Here is a 17,938-nt window from a genome sequence, read left to right as displayed (position 1 = left end):
ATACGGGCCGGCGTGCGGCCTCGCTCCGGCAAACGCATCGCCTGGCCGGCCACGCTCGAGAAAAAGCGGCAAGACCGATTGCGAGCCGAGCATTTGCGCTTTGTGCGCGAAGAGTCCAAAACGGGCATATTGCATTGCTTCCTGCTCGATTGCTCCGCATCGATGCGGGGTGGCGCGCGGCTCGCGACGGCGAAGGGGTTGCTTCTCGCATGTTTCAATCGCGCCGCATCCGAGCGAGCCGAAGTGGCGCTCATATGTTTTGGCGGCGCGCGCGCCGATCTGCGTTTCGGACCTGCCGTTCCGCGCTGGTGGAACGAACGGTGGCTGCGGCCGATCGGTGGAGGTGGCGGAACGCCGTTCCAGCTTGGCATGCGCAGCGCTGCTCGTTTGCTCGAACACGCTGCGCGAAACAAGCCGGGACAAGAACGCGTGCTGTGGGTGCTGACCGACGGTAGAAGCAGCGACCGGCCTATGAGACCGTCGGCAGCCGATCGGATTGTGCTCGTCGATTGCGAGAACGGCGCGCCTGCGCTCGGCCGCTGCCGTCAATTAGCGCGAGAATGGGGCGCGATGTACGTGCGGGCCGAAGAAATCGCCGCTCGGTAGGGCTTGCGCTGCTTGCACGTCGGCGTTGATTTTCTGGCGGAGCGACACTTCCGGATCGTCGAGATCGACCGGATGCGCCCGCTCGCTGAAATTTGAGCACCGCAGACCTCGGACGAGGCCCGCGGCAATCGACGCAGGGGCAAAAGTGCGCTAGAGCCGTTACCCCTCAATTGCTGAAGATCAGACCGCGGCCCTCACCGTTGACATAGATGCGCCCATAAGTGTTCCAGTCGGCCGCGATATGGTGGATGCCGCCGAACTGATGAGCGTCATCGTTGAAGCGCGACCACGTCGCACCGCCATCGTCGGAGCGATACACGCCCCAGACGCCGTTCATCGCACCCACCACATAGATCGCGGCCGAGTATGAGCTGCCGTCCACCGCCTTGCCCAGGGCGATGAGGCTGGCTCCGGGCGCGCCGTTGGCGGAGGCAAAGCCGTTGAGCTTCGTCCAGGCAGGTTGTTCAGCTTGAGGTTCCAGGTCGGCGTGGCCGAGGAGGCGTTCGTGGTTTCCCAGATGCCGCCGCCGTAGATGTGCATGATGTGGTCGCGGTTGGCCGGATCGATGACGGTGTCTTCGTTCCATCCCGAGTAGCTATTGCCCGTCGTACCCGTGTGCGTCATATTGGCCTCGATCTCGCGCCAGGTAATGCCGCCGTCGTCGGATAGTTGGGTGACCTGGCCAGGGTTGTCGCCCCAGGTGCCGGTCACACCCAGCGCGATGCGCGCACTCGAGCCGACGCCGGAGACGGACAAGCCTCCATAGCCCCCGGCGGTGCTACTGCTGAGCAAGGTCCACGTGTTGTTGTCGCTGGCACCGAATCGATAGAGATAGCCGGGACCAGCGGCGCCTTGGCCGGCGTTCTGGTTGAACACCACGTAAAACATGCCGTCGGCGGTGCGCACAATGTGGGGGATGTAGTAGCCGGACACCCCGGCCGGGACCGGAACCGGAGCCCACGTCGCGCCACCGTTGAAGGACTTATAGAGCGTCGACGTCAGACCCGCGGCGTTGGCGTAGTCCGGAGCGATGGAGGCCCATATGATCCAGGTTGGCTGGCCGCTACCCACGCTCGAGGTGTCGAATATGACCTGCTCGACACCGATCGGGGTGCCGGTCATCGTGGCGGACGACAGCCCCGTAACTTGATTCCAGGTATGGCCCGAGTCCGAGCTCTTCCATAGGCCGGCCGTACGTGAGGCGTAGAACAGCGTCGACGGATTGTTGGGGTCGACCGCCAGGCGTTCGCCGACGGCCCGACCGTTATCGTTGCCGCCTACCGGGAAAGGCAGCGTGTACCACGACCAGGTGTTGCCGCGATCACTGGAGATGTAGATGCGGCCATTGTTGCCCCAGTACGTGGTGTCGCAATCCGTATTTGTTTTGGGCGATTTCCTGGATTCTGCGTAAGCGGGTAGGTAACGTTTTGATGCCGCTGTTGTTGCTTGGATCTGCCGATTGGCGCGCCGCGAAAGCTCGAAACTTAGGATGCCGAATGATGCGCCAACGCCGTTACATCATCGCGGGATCGAAGCACCGCTTGTCGGCCCCGCCCGCAAGCCAAGGGACGATCGTGCGGCCTGCCTTTACGACGTCATCACGAACAAATGGAAGTCAGAAGGCGCCGCCACGCGGGCTCGCGACCGCGGGTGATGGGGACAGTTTCGTCAAACCTTGCAAATTCCTAACAATGAAGCTTTAATAAGGCTGTCTGCATCCCCAGTCGCTCATCGAGCCGCCCGATTGAGGCCATAGCCGTGCATTTCGTCCCGAACCCTCCTGTCCCCGCGTGTTTGTGTTTTCGGTGCTTGGCCGAAAAGGACGGCCGTGGGGTTCGAATCCCGGGGACTGAGAAGCGCACAGGGAGCCGCGTTATTCCCGCGGACAAGTCAGCACTCCCCTTTGCCCGGTTCTTCGCATAACAGCGAAGAGCCGGGCCTCCCACCAGACCTGACGACACACGACGAGAGGCTGTCGCGCCTCTCCTGAAGACGCGCGAGGCAAACGTCGCGCGTGAGATGCGCGCGCTCGTGTGTCGCCTGCAACACGATCCCCGTTGCGCTGCTGATGCGCGGCCATCTGCCGCGCTTGAAAAGCGGCGGGGCTGACTACGTGTACGAAAAACGGGAAAGCCATGGCAACACAAGCGAAACATCCATTTGAGGCGCTGTCAGTCGAGCGGAGTCTGCGCTTCATCGCGCGGGATGCGACTAACTCAACGGCAGCATTGCTTTACTGGCTAGGGGCTGACAAACCATCGATGGACGCGAGCTTTGCTGAAGCCACGCAACGCTTTGCTCCGCTGATGCAGGTCGTCTTTGCCGAGGAGCGTCCCGGGGCGTTCGTCAACCGGTGTGCCGTGCGCGAAGCGCATCAATCAGGCACCGCCACACGACTGATCTTTCTCGACGAGTCCTGGCTGGATGTATGGGATGACAGCCATTGCTCGGACATCTGCAATCTCTATCCTTGCCGGAGGCAATCATGCTGCGCTCGCAAATTCAATCTTCCGTGGATGTGAAGCGGCTTACGGAGGCCGAACGCATCGTGTCCGAAAGCGACTTGACTCAACTGAAGGCCTATTTATCTTTGCCGACGGTGACGCCGCAGCAGCGAGCGATGGTGGAAAGTCTCGAAGCCACCGCTTTATTGGTCGAGCCGGAGCAGATTCCGCCGGACGTCGTCACGATGAACACGACGATTGAGTGCACGGTCGTCGGCAGCGCTAAAACGTATCATTGGACGCTGGTTTACCCCGATAAGGCGGAGTATCTGTTGGGGCGTCTGTCCGTCCTGTCGCCCGCAGGCATTTCGCTTTTGGGTGCGCGGTGTGGTCAGACGGTGGTATGCCGACCACCGAGCGGCGTGCAGATCTTTTACCTCGTTAATGCAATACTGCTGCAACCGGAGAGCCGCCACTTGGCGCTGTGACGTCGTGGGCTACCACCCGAGTCGCGAGGTGGTAGCCAGACGACTGCGCCATTGCGCGCGGCTTCTTGATACGGCGGCGCGTCATCGCGCGGTCGCGCGACGAATCAACTGTTCAGATGTGCCGGCCTTGCTCCCCGGGGCGTTTCCGGATAGAGCGCCCGCGGTCGGCGACCTATATTGAAAGCTGCCTGGCATCAACGCAGCGCAGCATTCATCAAAGGATTGGCCGACGCCGGGGGGACCCCGATGAACGACGAATGCCGCCTCATGCGACGGCGTGTGCTTCATGCGCTCGCGGCAAGCGGCGTCGCGAGCGCCGCCGGCGGCTGGGCGAGTCTGACGCTCGCAGCCGACGCGATCACCTTTCCATTCGAAAACGGCCTGCGGGAACTCACGTCAGCCTTCCCGCAAAAAGGCGAGATGGTACTCGTACGCAGCCGGCCACCGTTGCTCGAGACACCGTTTTCGGTCTTTGACGACGGCGTATTCACGCCGAACGACCGTTTCTTCGTGCGCTGGCATCTCCCCAGCATTCCCGTCAGCGTCGATGCTCGCACATTCCGGTTGAGGATTCACGGCTCAGTCTCGCGCGAACTCGATCTGGGACTCGCGGACATCATCAACGGCTTCGAGCACATAGAAGTCGCCGCCGTCAATCAGTGCGCAGGCAATTCGCGCGGCTTCTTCAAGCCGCGTGTCGCGGGCGGGGAGTGGGGCAATGGCGCGATGGGCAACGCGCTTTGGACGGGCGTTCGCCTCAAGGACGTCCTTGATCGCGCAGGCGTCAAGACCGGCGCCGTGCAGGTCCGCTACCGGGGTCTCGACAAAGGGCTGCTGCCGGCTACGCCGGACTTCGTCAAGGCGCTCGATATCGATCACGCGCGCAATGGCGAAGTCATGCTCGCGTTCGGCATGAACGGCCAGCCTCTGCCGCTGTTGAATGGTTTCCCGCTGCGGCTCGTTGTGCCGGGATGGTACTCGACGTACTGGGTAAAGATGCTGAATGATATCGAGGTCATCGATTCGCCCGATCAGAATTTCTGGATGGCAAAGGCTTATCAAATTCCCGATACGCCGGGTGCGAACATGTCGCCGCAGCAGACCGGCGTGAAGACGGTCGCGATCAATCGGATGGTGCCAAGATCATTCATCACCAATCTGAGCGACGGTTCGGTGGTCGACGCCGGCGCACCGCGCCGGGTGCGCGGCATTGCGTTCGGCGGCGATACGGGGGTGACCAAGGTGCTTTTTTCCGCGGACGGCGGCACGTCATGGACGCCGGCCCGCCTCGACCGCGATGTCGGCAGGTACAGTTTCCGCCGCTGGGAAGCGCGCTTTATGCCACGGTACGCCGGTGAGTATGTGCTCAAGGTAAAGGCGATCAACGACAGAGGCGAAGGGCAGCCAGGCGAGCCGAATTGGAATCCCGGGGGGTATATGCGAAATGTCGTCGAATCGCTGAAGGTTGTCGCGGCGTGAGAGGATAGCCATGAGAGTCCGAGCGATCGTGCTGGCCTTGTCTGCTGCGATTGGCGGCACCACATCGATCGCAGCGAATCCCGGCCAGCCAACGGCGAATGCGGTCATGCGCGCAGTCGAGGTTACGCTGCCGGCCGGCGCATCGACGTTTCCACCCGGACGAGGTGCCGATCTCGCCAATCAGCAGTGCGTGATGTGCCATTCCGTCGACATGGTGATGCGCCAACCGCCGCTTTCATTCGACACCTGGAAAGCGGAAGTTGCGAAGATGCGCACCGTTTACGGCGCGCCGCTCGCGCCCGAACAGATTGACGACATTGCACGCTATCTGACGACGATCAATGGAAAATAGTCGGTTTTCCAGCATTCAACAATGGATGTGGCCGACGAAAGCGGAAGCTTCTCGTCGGACGACGAACGATCTTCCCGATTCCGCCTCGAACGTCCGTAGGCGTCCCTAAGCAGCTTCCCGCGCTAGTGCAAGGACAGCCCCCGCAAAAACAAAGCTAGCTATCCGTCTTTCAAGGTTCTGTGGCCCCGCCCCACCTGCTAAGCTGTCAAGCAGTGCTGCGCGCAAATGTAGCGTGCGATTGCTTTTCTCGGATGTGTGAGGAGGAGAAGCGACCATGAAAATCCTATGGGTCGATGACCACGAAATCCTTTGCGTTGCTCTTGCCGAATATGTCCAGACACACGCGTCCGAGCTGAGCGCAATTCCGATCGAGATCACGCCCGTCTTTACGCTCGCCAGCGCGCTCGAAGAAGTCAACAAGACACCTCCCCCGGACCTGGTATTCCTGGATCTTAATTTGGATGGTGACAACCGCGGCGCCGCGACGCTCGAGCATTTCCAGGCCGGGAATCCATCCAACGTTCCCGTGGTCATCTGTACAGGACTTGCGCCTGGAAACGATCACGAAGTCGAAATTTTGCGAATGTGCATGCGTGACTACGCCGCTCGAGGAATCCTCTTGAAAGGAGGCGCGCACAAAAAAATGTTCATCGGACTGAGCAGGATCTTGGGAGGTGAGCTCTGGATTCCAGAAGAAGTCTTGCTCCGCTTTGCCTGCTCGACACACGCGCCCTCTGCTAGCCAGAATCAGCACCATCTTGGGCTTTCTCCGCGAGAGTGGGACTTGGCGCGTTGTATTGCACGTGGCCTCTCAGGGAAGCAGATCGCAAGAGAGCTTGGCGTCTCCGAGGGGCATGTAAGACAGGTTTCTTGTGTTATTTACGACAAACTTCAAGTCAGAAACCGCGTTGAAGCTGCACTTCGAGTCAGTGCCGAGCTGGCCCTTGGCAGGGGCGAAGCAGATCGGCGTCCGTCGTGAAGATCGCTGCTACACCGCTCTTCCTGTTTCCCAGCCAGCACCTTTAACCGCTTTCGGTCGATGTTTTTGGCTTATGTTTTGCAAGTGTGCTCAATAAGGTTCTTTCCGAAACCGGTTTCGACAAAAACCTCAGGCCACTGACGGCTACGTTTTTGAGCACCGCTGACGAGGTGTCCCCCGACCACAGGATTGCGGGGATCGAAGCGTCGGTAGCAGCGCGGACCGCCGCAATCGCAGCAATACCGTCCTCGTTTTGCAGCCGGTAGTCGGAGAGGATGAAGTGCGGACCGCTTGCCAAAGCCTCAATACGCAACTGCTCGATGACGTCGGATGACGATTCGCCCGCCACGACGTAGCAGCCATGCTCGATCAGGCGCATTGATATTTCGATTCTTAAGTCGCTATTGTCCTCGATGATCGCGACGACCATATTGGTCAGGTCGGGGTCGCCGTATTCAACTGTTTGCACCTCGAGCAACTCCGGCGGTATGTGTCCCATAAAGGGAACCGTAACCGAAAAACGCGATCCCCGTCCTGGTGTCGAGTCCACGTCGAGCTTGTGACCCAGGAGGTTCGCGAGCCCCTGGACAATGGACAGACCCAGGCCGAACCCTTTTTCGCGGTTCCTCTCGGGATTATCGACCTGGACATAGCTTTTGAAGATATCCGCCTGTCTATCTTCAGGGATACCGATCCCGTTGTCCCAGACACTTATCTTTATGCGGCTGCCTCGCCTCTGGCAGCTCAGCAGAACATGTCCCTGCTTTCCTCCCTGCCCGGCAGGCGTGTAACGAAGTGCATTGAGAACCATATTCCGGATGATCCTGTCCAGCGCCTGTCGATCCGTACGGACCAGATAGGGGCGACTATGGAGCCTTAACTTCAGCCCCTTCGCCTTAGCCAGCGGCTGCATATCCACGACTATGCCGCGTAAAAGGGAAGGCAGCGCCACCTCCTGAACTTCTACATTCCAGGTGCCGGATTCGAGGCGGCAGATATCCAGTGCCCCGTTAATCATCCCTTCCATCGCATCCACTTGCCTTTGTGCAATCGAGACGTCTTCCAACAGATTAGTCGATTCAATGCTCCTCTCCAGAAAATTCAACTTCAGGCCGAGCGTTGTGAGTGGTTGGCGCAAGTCATGGCTTATCGCAGCGATAAGCAGGTTCTTCTCCGCTTTTGCCGCCTCAGCCCGCTCTCGCGCCTCATCGAGAATAATCTCTTTAATATAGACTCGTTTTTGACTGTAAAAAATAAACCACGCGAGGAAGCAATAGCCAATTAATTGAGCCGCATAAAAACCCAGCATTGCTGGCCGGTAAATAAAGAGAGGTGGTCCCAGGCTAAATCCGAAGGGGATAGCGCCGAGCAAGAATGAACCTAAATTCGCACGAAGACTGGGTGCGAGCAGCAGCAACGTAAATGTATGGCTGATTAGTGTGTATTCGAGAAAGCCAGAACTGGCTAATTTGACGTACGGAGCATGGCCCGAGAAATCCGGTGGCGTTAGCCCAAGGCTACCCGTCGCCCACCAGAACGATGTCAGTGTGACGGCTGCAGCCCATGCCCAATGCAACTGCTCGAGCGCGTTGACGCTGGCGTGTTTGGGGAGCGCCATCGTCTTTTTTAGTAAGTATGCTGCCAGGGGAGCGGCCATTCCCCACAGCCCCAAGACCCAGAAGACGCGGAACCAAAGGTAGCTATCCGACGTTTTGATCCACGATCCATATATGCACAACAGCGAGGCTCCGACCGACACTAGCGCGGTCCAGCATACCGCTCGACGGGACAGCGATTGCAATAACTCGCGTTTGATAAAGAGATTCTGCTCGGTGCTGAGTGATGCAACCGATCCTAGAAAAAGATTCATAAATTCAGCGAATCTTCGGTGCTCGATTATGTGAGTAGCTATGTGGACACCTGCCATCTCGTTCACCCGCCTTCGGTCAATGTTTTTGGCTTATGTTCAGCAAGTATTGTCAATAACGTTTGTTCCGGATCAGGTCCCGACAAAAGCTTCATGCCACTGACGGCTATGTTTTTCAGCACCGCTGACGAGGTGTCCCCCGACCACAGGATTGCGGGGATCGAAGCGTCGGTAGCAGCGCGGACCGCCGCAATCGCAGCAATACCGTCCTCGTTTTGCAGCCGGTAGTCGGAGAGGATGAAGTGCGGACCGCTTGCCAAAGCCTCAATACGCAACTGCTCGATGACGTCGGATGACGATTCGCCCGCCACGACGTAGCAGCCATGCTCGATCAGGCGCATTGATATTTCGATTCTTAAGTCGCTATTGTCCTCGATGATCGCGACGACCATATTGGTCAGGTCGGGGTCGCCGTATTCAACTGTTTGCACCTCGAGCAACTCCGGCGGTATGTGTCCCATAAAGGGAACCGTAACCGAAAAACGCGATCCCCGTCCTGGTGTCGAGTCCACGTCGAGCTTGTGACCCAGGAGGTTCGCGAGCCCCTGGACAATGGACAGACCCAGGCCGAACCCTTTTTCGCGGTTCCTCTCGGGATTATCGACCTGGACATAGCTTTTGAAGATATCCGCCTGTCTATCTTCAGGGATACCGATCCCGTTGTCCCAGACACTTATCTTTATGCGGCTGCCTCGCCTCTGGCAGCTCAGCAGAACATGTCCCTGCTTTCCTCCCTGCCCGGCAGGCGTGTAACGAAGTGCATTGAGAACCATATTCCGGATGATCCTGTCCAGCGCCTGTCGATCCGTACGGACCAGATAGGGGCGACTATGGAGCCTTAACTTCAGCCCCTTCGCCTTAGCCAGCGGCTGCATATCCACGACTATGCCGCGTAAAAGGGAAGGCAGCGCCACCTCCTGAACTTCTACATTCCAGGTGCCGGATTCGAGGCGGCAGATATCCAGTGCCCCGTTAATCATCCCTTCCATCGCATCCACTTGCCTTTGCGCAATCGACACGTCTTCCAACAGATTGGTCGATTCAATGCTCCTCTCCAGAAAATTCAACTTCAGGCCGAGCGTTGTGAGCGGTTGGCGCAAGTCATGGCTTATCGCAGCGATAAATTGGTTCTTCTCCGCGGTTGCCGCTACAGCCTGAGACCGCGCCTCCTCGAGGATAACTTCTTTTACGCATGTGCGTTGCTGATCGTTGCAAATAAACCAGGCGATGACACAATAACCAATTATTTGAGCCGAATACCAGTCAAACATTCCCGGCCGGTAAATAAAAAACAGTGGGGCGATGTTGAATCCGAATGGGATAGTGCCGATCACGAGTGCACCTAAAGCCGAACGAAAACTGGGTGCTAGCAACAGCAAGGTAAATGCCTGGCCGATCATCGTCAGTTCCAGGAAGCCATACCTGGCAAATCTAAAGTAATAGCCATGGAGGACCGTGAAGTTCGGTGGGGTTAGCCCAAAGCTGGCCGCCGCCCACCAGAAGCATGTCAGCATGATCAATGCAGTCCACGCCCAGTGCATCTGCTCAAGCGCGCTGACGCCGGCATGCTTGGGGAGCGTCACAGTCTTTTTCAGTAAGTATGCTGCCGAGGGAGCGGCCATCCCCCACAGCCCCAGGATCCAGGCGGCGCGAAAAGAAAGATAGCTATCCGACGTTTTAATCCACGATCCCAATACGAACCAGAACGGGCTTCCGAGCAACAGTAGCGCGATCCAATATACCGATCGGCGGGACAGCGATTGCAATAGCTCGCGTTTGACGAGGAGCTTCTGCTCAGTACTGAGCGCTGCAACCGGTCCCACCAACAGATTCATAAATTCAGCGAATTTGCGGCGCCCGATCGTGTGAGCTGGTTCACCCGTGCACAGTGATGTTCTGGCCCCGGGCATTTCACCCGCGTCAGAATCACATGGTGTTCGGGTAGAGGACGCCATAACAGGCCTCCGGGAATCAGGTACAGCTACACGCCATTGTGCTAGCGGTCCGCCAGGAAGTCGATGGACAAGTGTTCTGTTTTTTTGCCGAACAAAAGTTCGTGATCCAGGCGGTGGGTCCCTACCTGAGATTTGCTCGCGCTGCGCCGAGCATTGGGTGAGAAATGTCAAAGCTCCTGAACGCGCAAGTATGAAGCATATTTTCGTGCGCCGCGCAGTCCCGTGACTCGAAGTTATCCTGATCAAGCTGGGCTCGCCAATTGCATGTTGAGTGCTCGCTCCGTGTGTGCCGCGTCGAACTGCATCCCTTCTTTTAACCAGGCGTGCGCCGTACTCCCAAGAAGTCACCGTAACGAATAGTCGTAAAGCGAGACCGAACGTTTGTTCGGCCGCAAAGAAACAATTAATGCCGAACATCAAATTATCGGCGCAACTACAACTGACACGGTTACACGGCGTAATAGTGCACCATAATTCGACACAAGGAGGGTATCAATAACCGAACAGCGGCTCGCGTTCCCATATTAACCACAAGTTACAGTTTGTCTGCAGAAATGGCTGCAGTTTGCTTTAGTGTACTGATCGCAAAGTTAGCCATATATCAAGGAGCTCAATTATGAAAAGCCTTGCATGCCTAGTTCTCGCCAGCTGTGCGCTTGCCAGCCCAGTCGTCAGTTTCGCTCAGAGCACCGCGCCCGTCACCCGTGCGCAAGTGCGTGCGGAATTGATCCGTCTTGAACAGGCGGGCTATCGCGTGGGCGACGGCGACCAAACGAAGTATCCCGAGCAAATTCAGGCTGCCGAAGCGAAGATTGCGGCACAGGACAGCCAGCAGGCGGCCAACAGTGGCGTTGGCGGCACGACGACCAACGGCCTCTCAGCTTCCGGCACTATCCCGCATGTGTCGAATCCTTCACCATCGTGCGTCGGCCCCGCAAGTTACTGCGACCTTTTCTTCGGTCATTGAAAGCCGCCGGCTCGCCCGACACCGGCTCGACCATGCGGCTATCGTGCCTGGATCCTCTTAAGGCGTCCTCAACGGGGGCATTCGGATCTTCGTAGTCTCCGCAACGAACAGCCAGTGACATGATGAACCCGCGGCCGATAGGCATTGCCTGCGACAGGGTGTCGACCTCGTTGACACCTTACGTCGCCGACGTATTGCTGCTCACTAACAACAGCGTTGCAGGCGCGATGCTGCCGATTCTCGGGCGATCGGCCACATTTCTCCCCGACGATCGCCCTGAATGCCCAGGGAACGGCTGCCGGAAGCTTTTGCAGCGACGCACAATGCGACGCGGTCCACGCGTTTCTGCGTGCGGCCGATGGCACGATGACCGTCGTCGATGCCCCGGGCGATAACTACGCGACCCAACTCGATGCGATCAATGCAGCCGGTGATACGACCGGGTGGACCATCCCCTCGGACTTCTCGGCCCAACACGGTTTTGTGCGCACACAACAGGGGACGTTTGCCACCATCGACCCGCCAGGGTCGGGATTTACGTCTCCATTTGCGATCAACGATCCGGGCGCCGTTGCGGGCAACTTCTGCGATCCGACGTTTGCGTCGTGTCATGGCTTCGTATGGATTTCGCACCGTTGATTGACCTCTGCACAAACCTGCTCGCTTGGCAAGGTGAGCAGGTTTTTGACCCACGGTCTGTCAACAGCAAACCCAACCGGCCATCGACTATTCCATGACCATCCTGCCACGTGGGCCAACCATAGACCAGACACTGACTGGAAGAGTCCGAACTGGCCGACTCCTGCCTGACGCGGCCGGCGACCCCAAGCAGGCATACGCGCGCGCATCAATACAACGACCGCTTCCGATGGTATTTCCGCCATTCAATCAAAAAATCATTTCCACGCGGCCGAGAAGTGTGAGCTGTGTCGTTGCGCCTGCCGCGCCTATGTCACCGTTTGGTGGCTTCATACTTGGCCTTGTTGGCTGCGTTGGGCGGATACAATCCAGGGAGAGCGGCTCCAGCATTAACTTCCTGCATAATCCACCCCTCAAAGCGCTCCTGCTCCAGCGCCGCATCGATGATCTCGTCAACGAGCAAAGCGGGGATTACGACAGCACCATCCTGGTCGGCCACCAATACATCGTCCGGAAAGACGGCGACGCCACCACATGCAACCGGTTGTTGCCAGTCGACAAACGTTAGGCCAGCGACAGACGGGCGAGCCGCCGCGCCACTTGCCCATACCGGCAGCCCCGTGCCAAGAACGCCCGCGAGGTCCCGGACGACGCCGTCAGTAACCAGCGCGGCCACGCGGCGCTGGGTCATGCGCGCACACAGGATATCGCCCCAGATACCGGCGTCTTTGACGCCCATTGCGTCGACCACTGCGATGCAACCTTCGGGCATCTGTTCGATGGCGCCGCGGCTCGACTTGGGGGACGCCCATGATTCGGGGGTAGCAAGATCTTCGCGAGCTGGCACGAACCGCACAGTGAATGCGCGCCCTGCGACGCGCGCGTAACCCGGCGCGAGGGGAAATGCACCGCGGATCCATACGTTGCGCAAACCCTTTTTCAACAGGATGGTCGTCAGCGTGGCTGTCGTCACGCCAGCAAGCGCATTGAATCGGGAAGCATCGGTAGCGGCCATAAGAAGGTCCTGTATTGGGAAATGCCTGAGTGCGATAAGCAATCAGATGCTGGGAATGAGCCCGCCGTCGACGCGGATCGTGGATCCGGTCACGTACGACGCGCGGTCGCTGGCGAGGAACGCGGCGACGTCGGCGTATTCTTCAGGTCGACCGTAGCGGCCAGTTGGGATACCGGCAGCGCTCTCGCACTGGACAGCCGCGACGTCCCGGCCTTCGCGCCCAGCCTTTGCTTCATCGAGGAACTGCGTCCGTGCGGTAGCGATGCGCCCGGGAATCATCACGTTGACGGTGATGCTGTACGCCGCAACATCTCTGGCGAGTGTCTTCGACCAGCCAAGCAGTGACGTCCGCGTCGCATTGGAAAGCCCGAGATTCGCGATCGGGGCGATCACGCCCGAAGAGGTGCTCGTAATGATGCGCCCCCAGCCGCGCTCGCGCATACCCGGCAAGATGAGATCGGTGATGCCGATGACGGATAGCACCATCGCTTCGAACGCGGATTTCCATGTCTCGGACGAATGTCCGAATGCCGGACCAGGCGGCGGTCCGCCGGTGTTGTTGACGAGGATATCGATACCCCCGGTTCGCGATAGCGCTTCCTCGATGCCAGCCGCCCACTGCTCGGGCTTGCCGAGGTCAAAGACGAACGAGTGGCTGTTACCACCTGCCGCCTTGATGCGCTCGGCTGTCGCAGCCAACGCGCCTTTATCCCGGTCCGCCACGCAGACGGTAACGCCTTCGCGCGCCAACGCTAACGCGATGGCGCCTCCCAGTCCCCCGCCCGCGCTGAGCACGAGCGCACGTTTTCCTTTGATGCCTAGATCCATCTTCTTTCCTTATCGATTCGTCTTCGCGCGGGTGCCTCGCAAAACGCGCCTGCATGCTTGCAAAGACACGCTGTCGCCGCAGCAGTCGTCGTGCTTAGTCACGAGGAGTTGCCGACATACGCGATGGCGTCGATCTCCACCATGATGCCCGGGAGTCCGCATTCGACGGTCGTCCGGGCGGGCTTGAACTCGCTAAAGTACTTCGCAAATACCGAATTGAATTTTTCGAACGAACCGAGATCCGCGAGATAGACCGTCACCTTCACCACGTCATCGAGGTTGGCGCCCGCCGCCGCCAGGACCTTTGATAAATTGTCGAGTACCGCGGTGGTCTGCTCTTCGATTGTTTGCCCGACGATTCGCCTTTGGGCGTCGCGCGGCGTTTGCCCGGCCACGAATACAAAGCCCCCGGCTACCATGGCCGGCGAGTAATGGCCTCCGGTTGCTACACCATCGACTTCGACTGCGCGCGCATTTCTGCGGTGATTGACGTTCATGCGTTCCTTCCATCATGGTTTTCAGGCCAGGCTCTGCGTTGCAGGCGTCGAGGCGTTTTCACCTTTGGCTGCCGAGCTGCGCACGCAACGTCCATTCGCCATTGCGTGCCAAAACAAGCGCGTTCTGATAGAGATAGGCGGTCGTACAGGCATGGCGAGGTAGCAGCAAAACGCGATCACCGACGGCAAAGCCGGCGTTCTCCACGACGACATGCTCTTCGCTCATCATCATGATCTTGCCGGGCCAGCGGAAGCGGTCAGTGACGGGCTTGTCGGGCGAAATCGCCTTGGCACCGGCATCGAGCGTCGCCGTCGCGCCTTTTGTCGCGATGACGGTGGCAAGCACGAAAGCGCTCGGTCGCCATTCTCGATCCGGGAGCTCTTCGTCGTGTTGAGCGCTCGAGTAAGTCCAACTGCCAGGTCCGACGTACTTGGCGAGCGAGGCGGGCCAGACGTCAAAGCTGTAGCTGCCGCCGGCAATCAGTTCATTGGACAAGCCCTCAGCCGACGCACGACCGAGCAGTCCAGCAATGTGTCGCATGACTTCGCCGATCCGCTTTCGCCGCACGTCCGCGTCGCTGCCCTGGATATGGCCGTCGTAGACGTGCCAGCCACCGAAGTAATCCAAGGCGTTGACTGCATGCGCAAGTTCAATCGCGGATTCATCGAGTGGCATACCCGTGCGGCCCATTCCGGGATCGAGATCGACGATCAGGGTGAGATTGCGCACGGGGTCCACCGCTTGTGAAAGCACCTCACGCCACGCGGCGAACCCGGCATGCGAGTCGACAAGCGCGCCGATCGTTGCTTGCGGATGTGCTTGCGCAGCTTGGAGCAGGGCGCGGATGTTCGCCTTGTTGAGACTCGGGTAGGCCCATACCACATATGGCGCGCCGGCGGCCAGAACCATCGCTGTTTCCGCAATGGTTGCCGTTTTAAATGCACGAACCCCTTCACGCAAGCAAAGTTCGACGATCCAGCCTGCTCTATGCGTTTTGACGTGCGGCATCAACCGCTCGATACCGCCGCAAACGCGCGCGGTCGCGCGCAGATTCTCTATCACACCCTCTTCATCAACAACAAAGCAAGGGGTCCTGACATCCGCCGGCAGCGAGCGCGCCCACTGCGGCGCGTTGGTGACTGTACGCTGACACGCGGTCGGCATTTCCTGTTGTCCTTTCATCATGGTGCATCGGCCGATGTATGGAGAGTTATTGCGGTTCAGCGAGCGCCCGTGCGCCCGCGCTATCGCAAGCCGCAGCGCCCGCGCCGAGACACCCAAGCACGAAGGAACGCAACTGGGACAGCACGCGCGCATGGTCCTCGAACGGAAGCCGGTCAACGCTCAACATCGGCCGGGCCGGCCTGTCTACCCGGCTATCATCCACGGCTTGCCCAACTTCCACCGCAGCCTTCAGGAACGCGAGGTCTCTTTCTGGCGTGAAATCGTGAAGGAATTGGGGGGCGCGTGCAGGATCGGCCAGCGCCATCGCCAGCAGGAGTCCCCATCCGCCCCAGTTCGATACACCGGCAACGATGAGGTGGTCTGTTGGTGTCCTGGAGGCAATCAGTTCGCCGTTCGGAATGTCCTCACGCACGATGGTTTCGGGCAACACACTCATGCCGATTTCGTTTCCACCGTCCCCAATCCCGATCGTGACCCATGGGCGATGCCATCCGGGTTCATCAAATAGGATGTGAAGTGGCGCTGTATCAGCGGTCATATCAGCGCCATACTCGCGGTGCGGTTTGCCGTCGCTGCCTGGTGCGGGTCGTTCGATGGCAATCAAGTGTGTAATCGGCCGCCCGCCCGTTGCGAGGCGCTCGCGGAGGGAGCGCACCGAGGCTCCCGTGAGCGAGGTGATCTCGAGAGAAACCGTCTCGGGCAACTCAGTAGTGACGGCCCACACGGCTTTGCCGCAGGGCGCGTCCGAAATGACAGTCACGGGAATCCCCGCATTCGCCAGGCCGGCCGCGAGATGGGCCATGCCTCCAAGGCCGTCGGTTTCCGGCGAAGGGGGAACAGCGTTGCGAATGAAAAAACCGGTGACGATGCCGACATGCGCATTTGGCGTAGCGATGATCGAACGCGCCGCGCGTTGCAGCGACCCTTGCGCAAATCCGACCATACGGCTGATGTCGCGCCGCACAGTTTGGCCGATGATGTTTTCGATGTGCTCGAAGGCCATTGCCTCAATTTCCTTTCGTTGAAAAGTTAGGTCGTGAACGGCATCAAGTCGTTACACAGGAATCTTGCGCGTGTAGTCGATGCCCATCGAACACACAAGCAGACCGAGGCCCATTGCAGCGAAGCACATCAGCGCGAGGAAATAGGAGCCGGTGTACTCGACGATCGCGCCCACCACGATCGGGATGATCATGCCCCCAAGATTGCCGCCGAAATTGAGCAGCCCCCCCAAAGTGCCGACCTTGGTGCGCGAAGCAAGCATCGCCGGAATCGACCAATAGAGGCCACCCCAGCGCAGGAAGAAGAGCGTCACCGACAGCAAGATGACTACGACGCTGGCGCTTCGCGCATAAGCCACGCTGAACACAGCCACCGTGGCGACGATGCCCGCTACGCCGAAAAGGACACGCATGACCAGGTTCGGCGATGCCCCGCTTGCCAGCCATTTGTCTCCGATGTAGCCGCCAACCAATTCGCCGGCGAACCCGCACAAAAAGATCACGAAGCTTGCATCGCCCATTTGCCGCAAATCCATGCCATGCGCCTTGTGCAAGTACGTTGGCATCCAGGTAAGGAGTCCGTAGTAAAGCGTTGTGCAGCACATGAACCCAAAAAACATGAGCCAGACGGACCGGTATTTCAAGAAATCGATGGCCTTGCCAGACAGATCGCCGCCTTCCTTGGCACGTTCGAGTGCCTGCGCATCTTCGATGTGCGCCATCTCCGCTTTGTTGACGCCTGAATGGTCGCGAGGGCTATTCTTGATGTACAGCCACGCGCCGATACCACACAGGATCGTACCGATGCCGGCGATCGCGAAGGCCGCGCGCCACGAATGCGCGACGAGAATGAGCCATGCAATCAATATGGAGCCGAGCGCCGCGCCGAGCGGGGAGCCACCGTCCATCAGCGACGCACCGCGCACACGTTCATGCTGCGTCAACCATGCGGCATTGAGTGCACCGCCGGCCGAAGCGACCGGTGCCTCGGCGACGCCCAAACCGATTCGCGTCAAAAGCAGGGCCAGGGCACTCGTGGCAACGGCCGCTAAGGCCTGAAAGCCCCCCCACGCAAGCGTACATACCGCGAGCACGGCGCGCGGCTTGAAGCGATCGACGAATACGCCGCCCGGGACCTGCATCAAGGTGTAGGACCAGAAGAAAGAACTCAGGATCAACCCCTGCATAACGGGGGAAAGCGAGAACTCCTTGGCGAGCAGTGGCATCGCAACCGATAGCGAAGCACGGTCGATATAGTTGACTGTGACGAGCAACAGCATGATCAAGAAGATGTTCCAGCGCACCGTAGTTTTCCGAAGCGCTGGTACTGCTGCCGCATGCATTGGTCGTAAGCGCTAAATCTGCCCCACATCGTTAGGTTTCGCGTTACCGGGTAACATCTTTCGAATCGATAGTTACCGGGTAACGAGGGAGATGGGAGATGACACAAACGACGGCACAACGGCAAGCGGCTTATCGAGCAAGGCGCGACACGGCAGGCAAGGATGGCAACGGTGATCGACGTCTGGATATGTGGGTGAGCACGGAGGCGTATCTTGCTCTGACGCGGTTAGC

At 59.1% G+C, this 17,938-nt stretch carries 18 protein-coding genes; 8 read left to right on the top strand and 10 right to left on the bottom strand.

What is annotated here, in order from left to right:
- Positions 1-12: 12 nt before the first annotated feature.
- On the top strand, positions 13-606 hold the full coding sequence (locus B0G57_RS29280) for a vWA domain-containing protein (RefSeq protein ID WP_018442732.1): 594 nt from the start codon (positions 13-15) through the stop codon (positions 604-606).
- A 166-nt stretch (positions 607-772) separates the two neighbouring features.
- Here B0G57_RS29280 and B0G57_RS32010 read toward each other — a convergent pair whose 3' ends face one another.
- The gene (locus tag B0G57_RS32010) at positions 773-943 is read right to left on the bottom strand and encodes a hypothetical protein (RefSeq protein ID WP_223258744.1); all 171 of its coding nucleotides are present in this window, start codon (positions 941-943) and stop codon (positions 773-775) included.
- The gene (locus B0G57_RS29275; RefSeq protein WP_026230047.1) at positions 940-1,728 is read right to left on the bottom strand and encodes a hypothetical protein; all 789 of its coding nucleotides are present in this window, start codon (positions 1,726-1,728) and stop codon (positions 940-942) included. Before B0G57_RS29275 ends, B0G57_RS32010 begins: the two co-directional genes overlap by 4 nt.
- 1,013 nt (positions 1,729-2,741) lie before the next feature.
- On the opposite strand from B0G57_RS29275, the gene B0G57_RS29270 reads away from it, so the two are divergent.
- The 5 genes from B0G57_RS29270 to B0G57_RS29250 all read left to right on the top strand — a co-directional run bounded on the left by B0G57_RS29270 (position 2,742) and on the right by B0G57_RS29250 (position 6,348).
- Complete coding sequence (locus B0G57_RS29270; RefSeq protein WP_083925757.1) at positions 2,742-3,128, top strand: hypothetical protein; 387 nt, start codon at positions 2,742-2,744, stop codon at positions 3,126-3,128.
- The gene (locus B0G57_RS29265; protein WP_051090102.1) at positions 3,092-3,538 is read left to right on the top strand and encodes a GreA/GreB family elongation factor; all 447 of its coding nucleotides are present in this window, start codon (positions 3,092-3,094) and stop codon (positions 3,536-3,538) included. The genes B0G57_RS29270 and B0G57_RS29265 overlap by 37 nt, the downstream gene beginning before the upstream one ends.
- A gap of 246 nt (positions 3,539-3,784) precedes the next feature.
- A complete protein-coding gene (locus B0G57_RS29260; protein ID WP_018442728.1) occupies positions 3,785-5,017 on the top strand; it encodes a molybdopterin-dependent oxidoreductase in 1,233 nt (410 codons plus the stop codon).
- Between the two features lie 10 nt (positions 5,018-5,027).
- Positions 5,028-5,369, top strand: a complete 342-nt coding sequence (locus B0G57_RS29255; RefSeq protein ID WP_018442727.1) for a c-type cytochrome — start codon at positions 5,028-5,030, stop codon at positions 5,367-5,369.
- Positions 5,370-5,643: 274 nt separating this feature from the next.
- Entirely contained in the window at positions 5,644-6,348 is a 705-nt protein-coding gene (locus B0G57_RS29250) for a LuxR C-terminal-related transcriptional regulator (RefSeq protein WP_083925755.1), read from the top strand.
- A 43-nt stretch (positions 6,349-6,391) separates the two neighbouring features.
- Here the strand turns inward: B0G57_RS29250 and B0G57_RS29245 are convergent, their stop codons facing one another.
- Positions 6,392-8,218 carry an ATP-binding response regulator gene (locus tag B0G57_RS29245; protein ID WP_158256638.1) on the bottom strand — a complete coding sequence of 609 codons (1,827 nt, stop codon included), beginning with the start codon at positions 8,216-8,218 and terminating at the stop codon, positions 6,392-6,394.
- A gap of 62 nt (positions 8,219-8,280) precedes the next feature.
- On the bottom strand, positions 8,281-10,110 hold the full coding sequence (locus B0G57_RS29240; protein ID WP_158256637.1) for an ATP-binding response regulator: 1,830 nt from the start codon (positions 10,108-10,110) through the stop codon (positions 8,281-8,283).
- 736 nt (positions 10,111-10,846) lie between these two features.
- On the opposite strand from B0G57_RS29240, the gene B0G57_RS29235 reads away from it, so the two are divergent.
- Both B0G57_RS29235 and B0G57_RS31030 read left to right on the top strand, forming a co-directional pair.
- Positions 10,847-11,197 carry a DUF4148 domain-containing protein gene (locus B0G57_RS29235; RefSeq protein ID WP_020566497.1) on the top strand — a complete coding sequence of 117 codons (351 nt, stop codon included), beginning with the start codon at positions 10,847-10,849 and terminating at the stop codon, positions 11,195-11,197.
- Positions 11,198-11,563: 366 nt separating this feature from the next.
- Positions 11,564-11,836: a hypothetical protein gene (locus tag B0G57_RS31030; protein ID WP_146013398.1), complete on the top strand. Its 273-nt coding sequence runs from the start codon at positions 11,564-11,566 to the stop codon at positions 11,834-11,836.
- Between the two features lie 313 nt (positions 11,837-12,149).
- On the opposite strand, the gene B0G57_RS29225 is transcribed toward B0G57_RS31030, so the two are convergent.
- The 6 genes from B0G57_RS29225 to B0G57_RS29200 form a co-directional block, all read right to left on the bottom strand.
- Complete coding sequence (locus tag B0G57_RS29225; RefSeq protein ID WP_018443279.1) at positions 12,150-12,851, bottom strand: ribonuclease activity regulator RraA; 702 nt, start codon at positions 12,849-12,851, stop codon at positions 12,150-12,152.
- A gap of 42 nt (positions 12,852-12,893) precedes the next feature.
- Positions 12,894-13,679, bottom strand: coding sequence for an SDR family oxidoreductase (locus B0G57_RS29220; protein WP_018443280.1), 786 nt, complete (start codon positions 13,677-13,679; stop codon positions 12,894-12,896).
- A 98-nt stretch (positions 13,680-13,777) separates the two neighbouring features.
- Positions 13,778-14,176 carry a RidA family protein gene (locus tag B0G57_RS29215; protein ID WP_020566498.1) on the bottom strand — a complete coding sequence of 133 codons (399 nt, stop codon included), beginning with the start codon at positions 14,174-14,176 and terminating at the stop codon, positions 13,778-13,780.
- A gap of 58 nt (positions 14,177-14,234) precedes the next feature.
- Entirely contained in the window at positions 14,235-15,362 is a 1,128-nt protein-coding gene (locus B0G57_RS29210) for an alanine racemase (protein WP_158256636.1), read from the bottom strand.
- A gap of 25 nt (positions 15,363-15,387) precedes the next feature.
- Positions 15,388-16,365 (bottom strand): glutamate cyclase domain-containing protein, encoded by a 978-nt coding sequence (locus tag B0G57_RS29205; RefSeq protein ID WP_018443283.1) that lies wholly within the window; start codon positions 16,363-16,365, stop codon positions 15,388-15,390.
- 51 nt (positions 16,366-16,416) lie between these two features.
- The gene (locus tag B0G57_RS29200; RefSeq protein ID WP_018443284.1) at positions 16,417-17,706 is read right to left on the bottom strand and encodes an MFS transporter; all 1,290 of its coding nucleotides are present in this window, start codon (positions 17,704-17,706) and stop codon (positions 16,417-16,419) included.
- Positions 17,707-17,938: the final 232 nt, after the last annotated feature.

The organism is Trinickia symbiotica, from assembly GCF_002934455.1.
Lineage (GTDB): Bacteria > Pseudomonadota > Gammaproteobacteria > Burkholderiales > Burkholderiaceae > Trinickia > Trinickia symbiotica.
Note: the sequence above shows the minus strand (reverse complement) of the source record. Positions and strands in the feature narration are given on the sequence as shown.

Coding starts and splice junctions, on each gene's coding strand:
- B0G57_RS29265 (WP_051090102.1), top strand. CDS start 3,092: ATGCTGCGCTCGCAAATTCAATCTTCCGTGGATGTGAAGCGGCTTACG.
- B0G57_RS29215 (WP_020566498.1), bottom strand. CDS start 14,176: ATGAACGTCAATCACCGCAGAAATGCGCGCGCAGTCGAAGTCGATGGT.
- B0G57_RS29250 (WP_083925755.1), top strand. CDS start 5,644: ATGAAAATCCTATGGGTCGATGACCACGAAATCCTTTGCGTTGCTCTT.
- B0G57_RS29275 (WP_026230047.1), bottom strand. CDS start 1,728: ATGACCGGCACCCCGATCGGTGTCGAGCAGGTCATATTCGACACCTCG.
- B0G57_RS29270 (WP_083925757.1), top strand. CDS start 2,742: ATGGCAACACAAGCGAAACATCCATTTGAGGCGCTGTCAGTCGAGCGG.
- B0G57_RS29235 (WP_020566497.1), top strand. CDS start 10,847: ATGAAAAGCCTTGCATGCCTAGTTCTCGCCAGCTGTGCGCTTGCCAGC.
- B0G57_RS29240 (WP_158256637.1), bottom strand. CDS start 10,110: ATGAATCTGTTGGTGGGACCGGTTGCAGCGCTCAGTACTGAGCAGAAG.
- B0G57_RS31030 (WP_146013398.1), top strand. CDS start 11,564: ATGACCGTCGTCGATGCCCCGGGCGATAACTACGCGACCCAACTCGAT.
- B0G57_RS29225 (WP_018443279.1), bottom strand. CDS start 12,851: ATGGCCGCTACCGATGCTTCCCGATTCAATGCGCTTGCTGGCGTGACG.
- B0G57_RS32010 (WP_223258744.1), bottom strand. CDS start 943: ATGAACGGCGTCTGGGGCGTGTATCGCTCCGACGATGGCGGTGCGACG.
- B0G57_RS29255 (WP_018442727.1), top strand. CDS start 5,028: ATGAGAGTCCGAGCGATCGTGCTGGCCTTGTCTGCTGCGATTGGCGGC.
- B0G57_RS29210 (WP_158256636.1), bottom strand. CDS start 15,362: ATGATGAAAGGACAACAGGAAATGCCGACCGCGTGTCAGCGTACAGTC.
- B0G57_RS29205 (WP_018443283.1), bottom strand. CDS start 16,365: ATGGCCTTCGAGCACATCGAAAACATCATCGGCCAAACTGTGCGGCGC.
- B0G57_RS29220 (WP_018443280.1), bottom strand. CDS start 13,679: ATGGATCTAGGCATCAAAGGAAAACGTGCGCTCGTGCTCAGCGCGGGC.
- B0G57_RS29260 (WP_018442728.1), top strand. CDS start 3,785: ATGAACGACGAATGCCGCCTCATGCGACGGCGTGTGCTTCATGCGCTC.
- B0G57_RS29245 (WP_158256638.1), bottom strand. CDS start 8,218: ATGAATCTTTTTCTAGGATCGGTTGCATCACTCAGCACCGAGCAGAAT.
- B0G57_RS29200 (WP_018443284.1), bottom strand. CDS start 17,706: ATGCATGCGGCAGCAGTACCAGCGCTTCGGAAAACTACGGTGCGCTGG.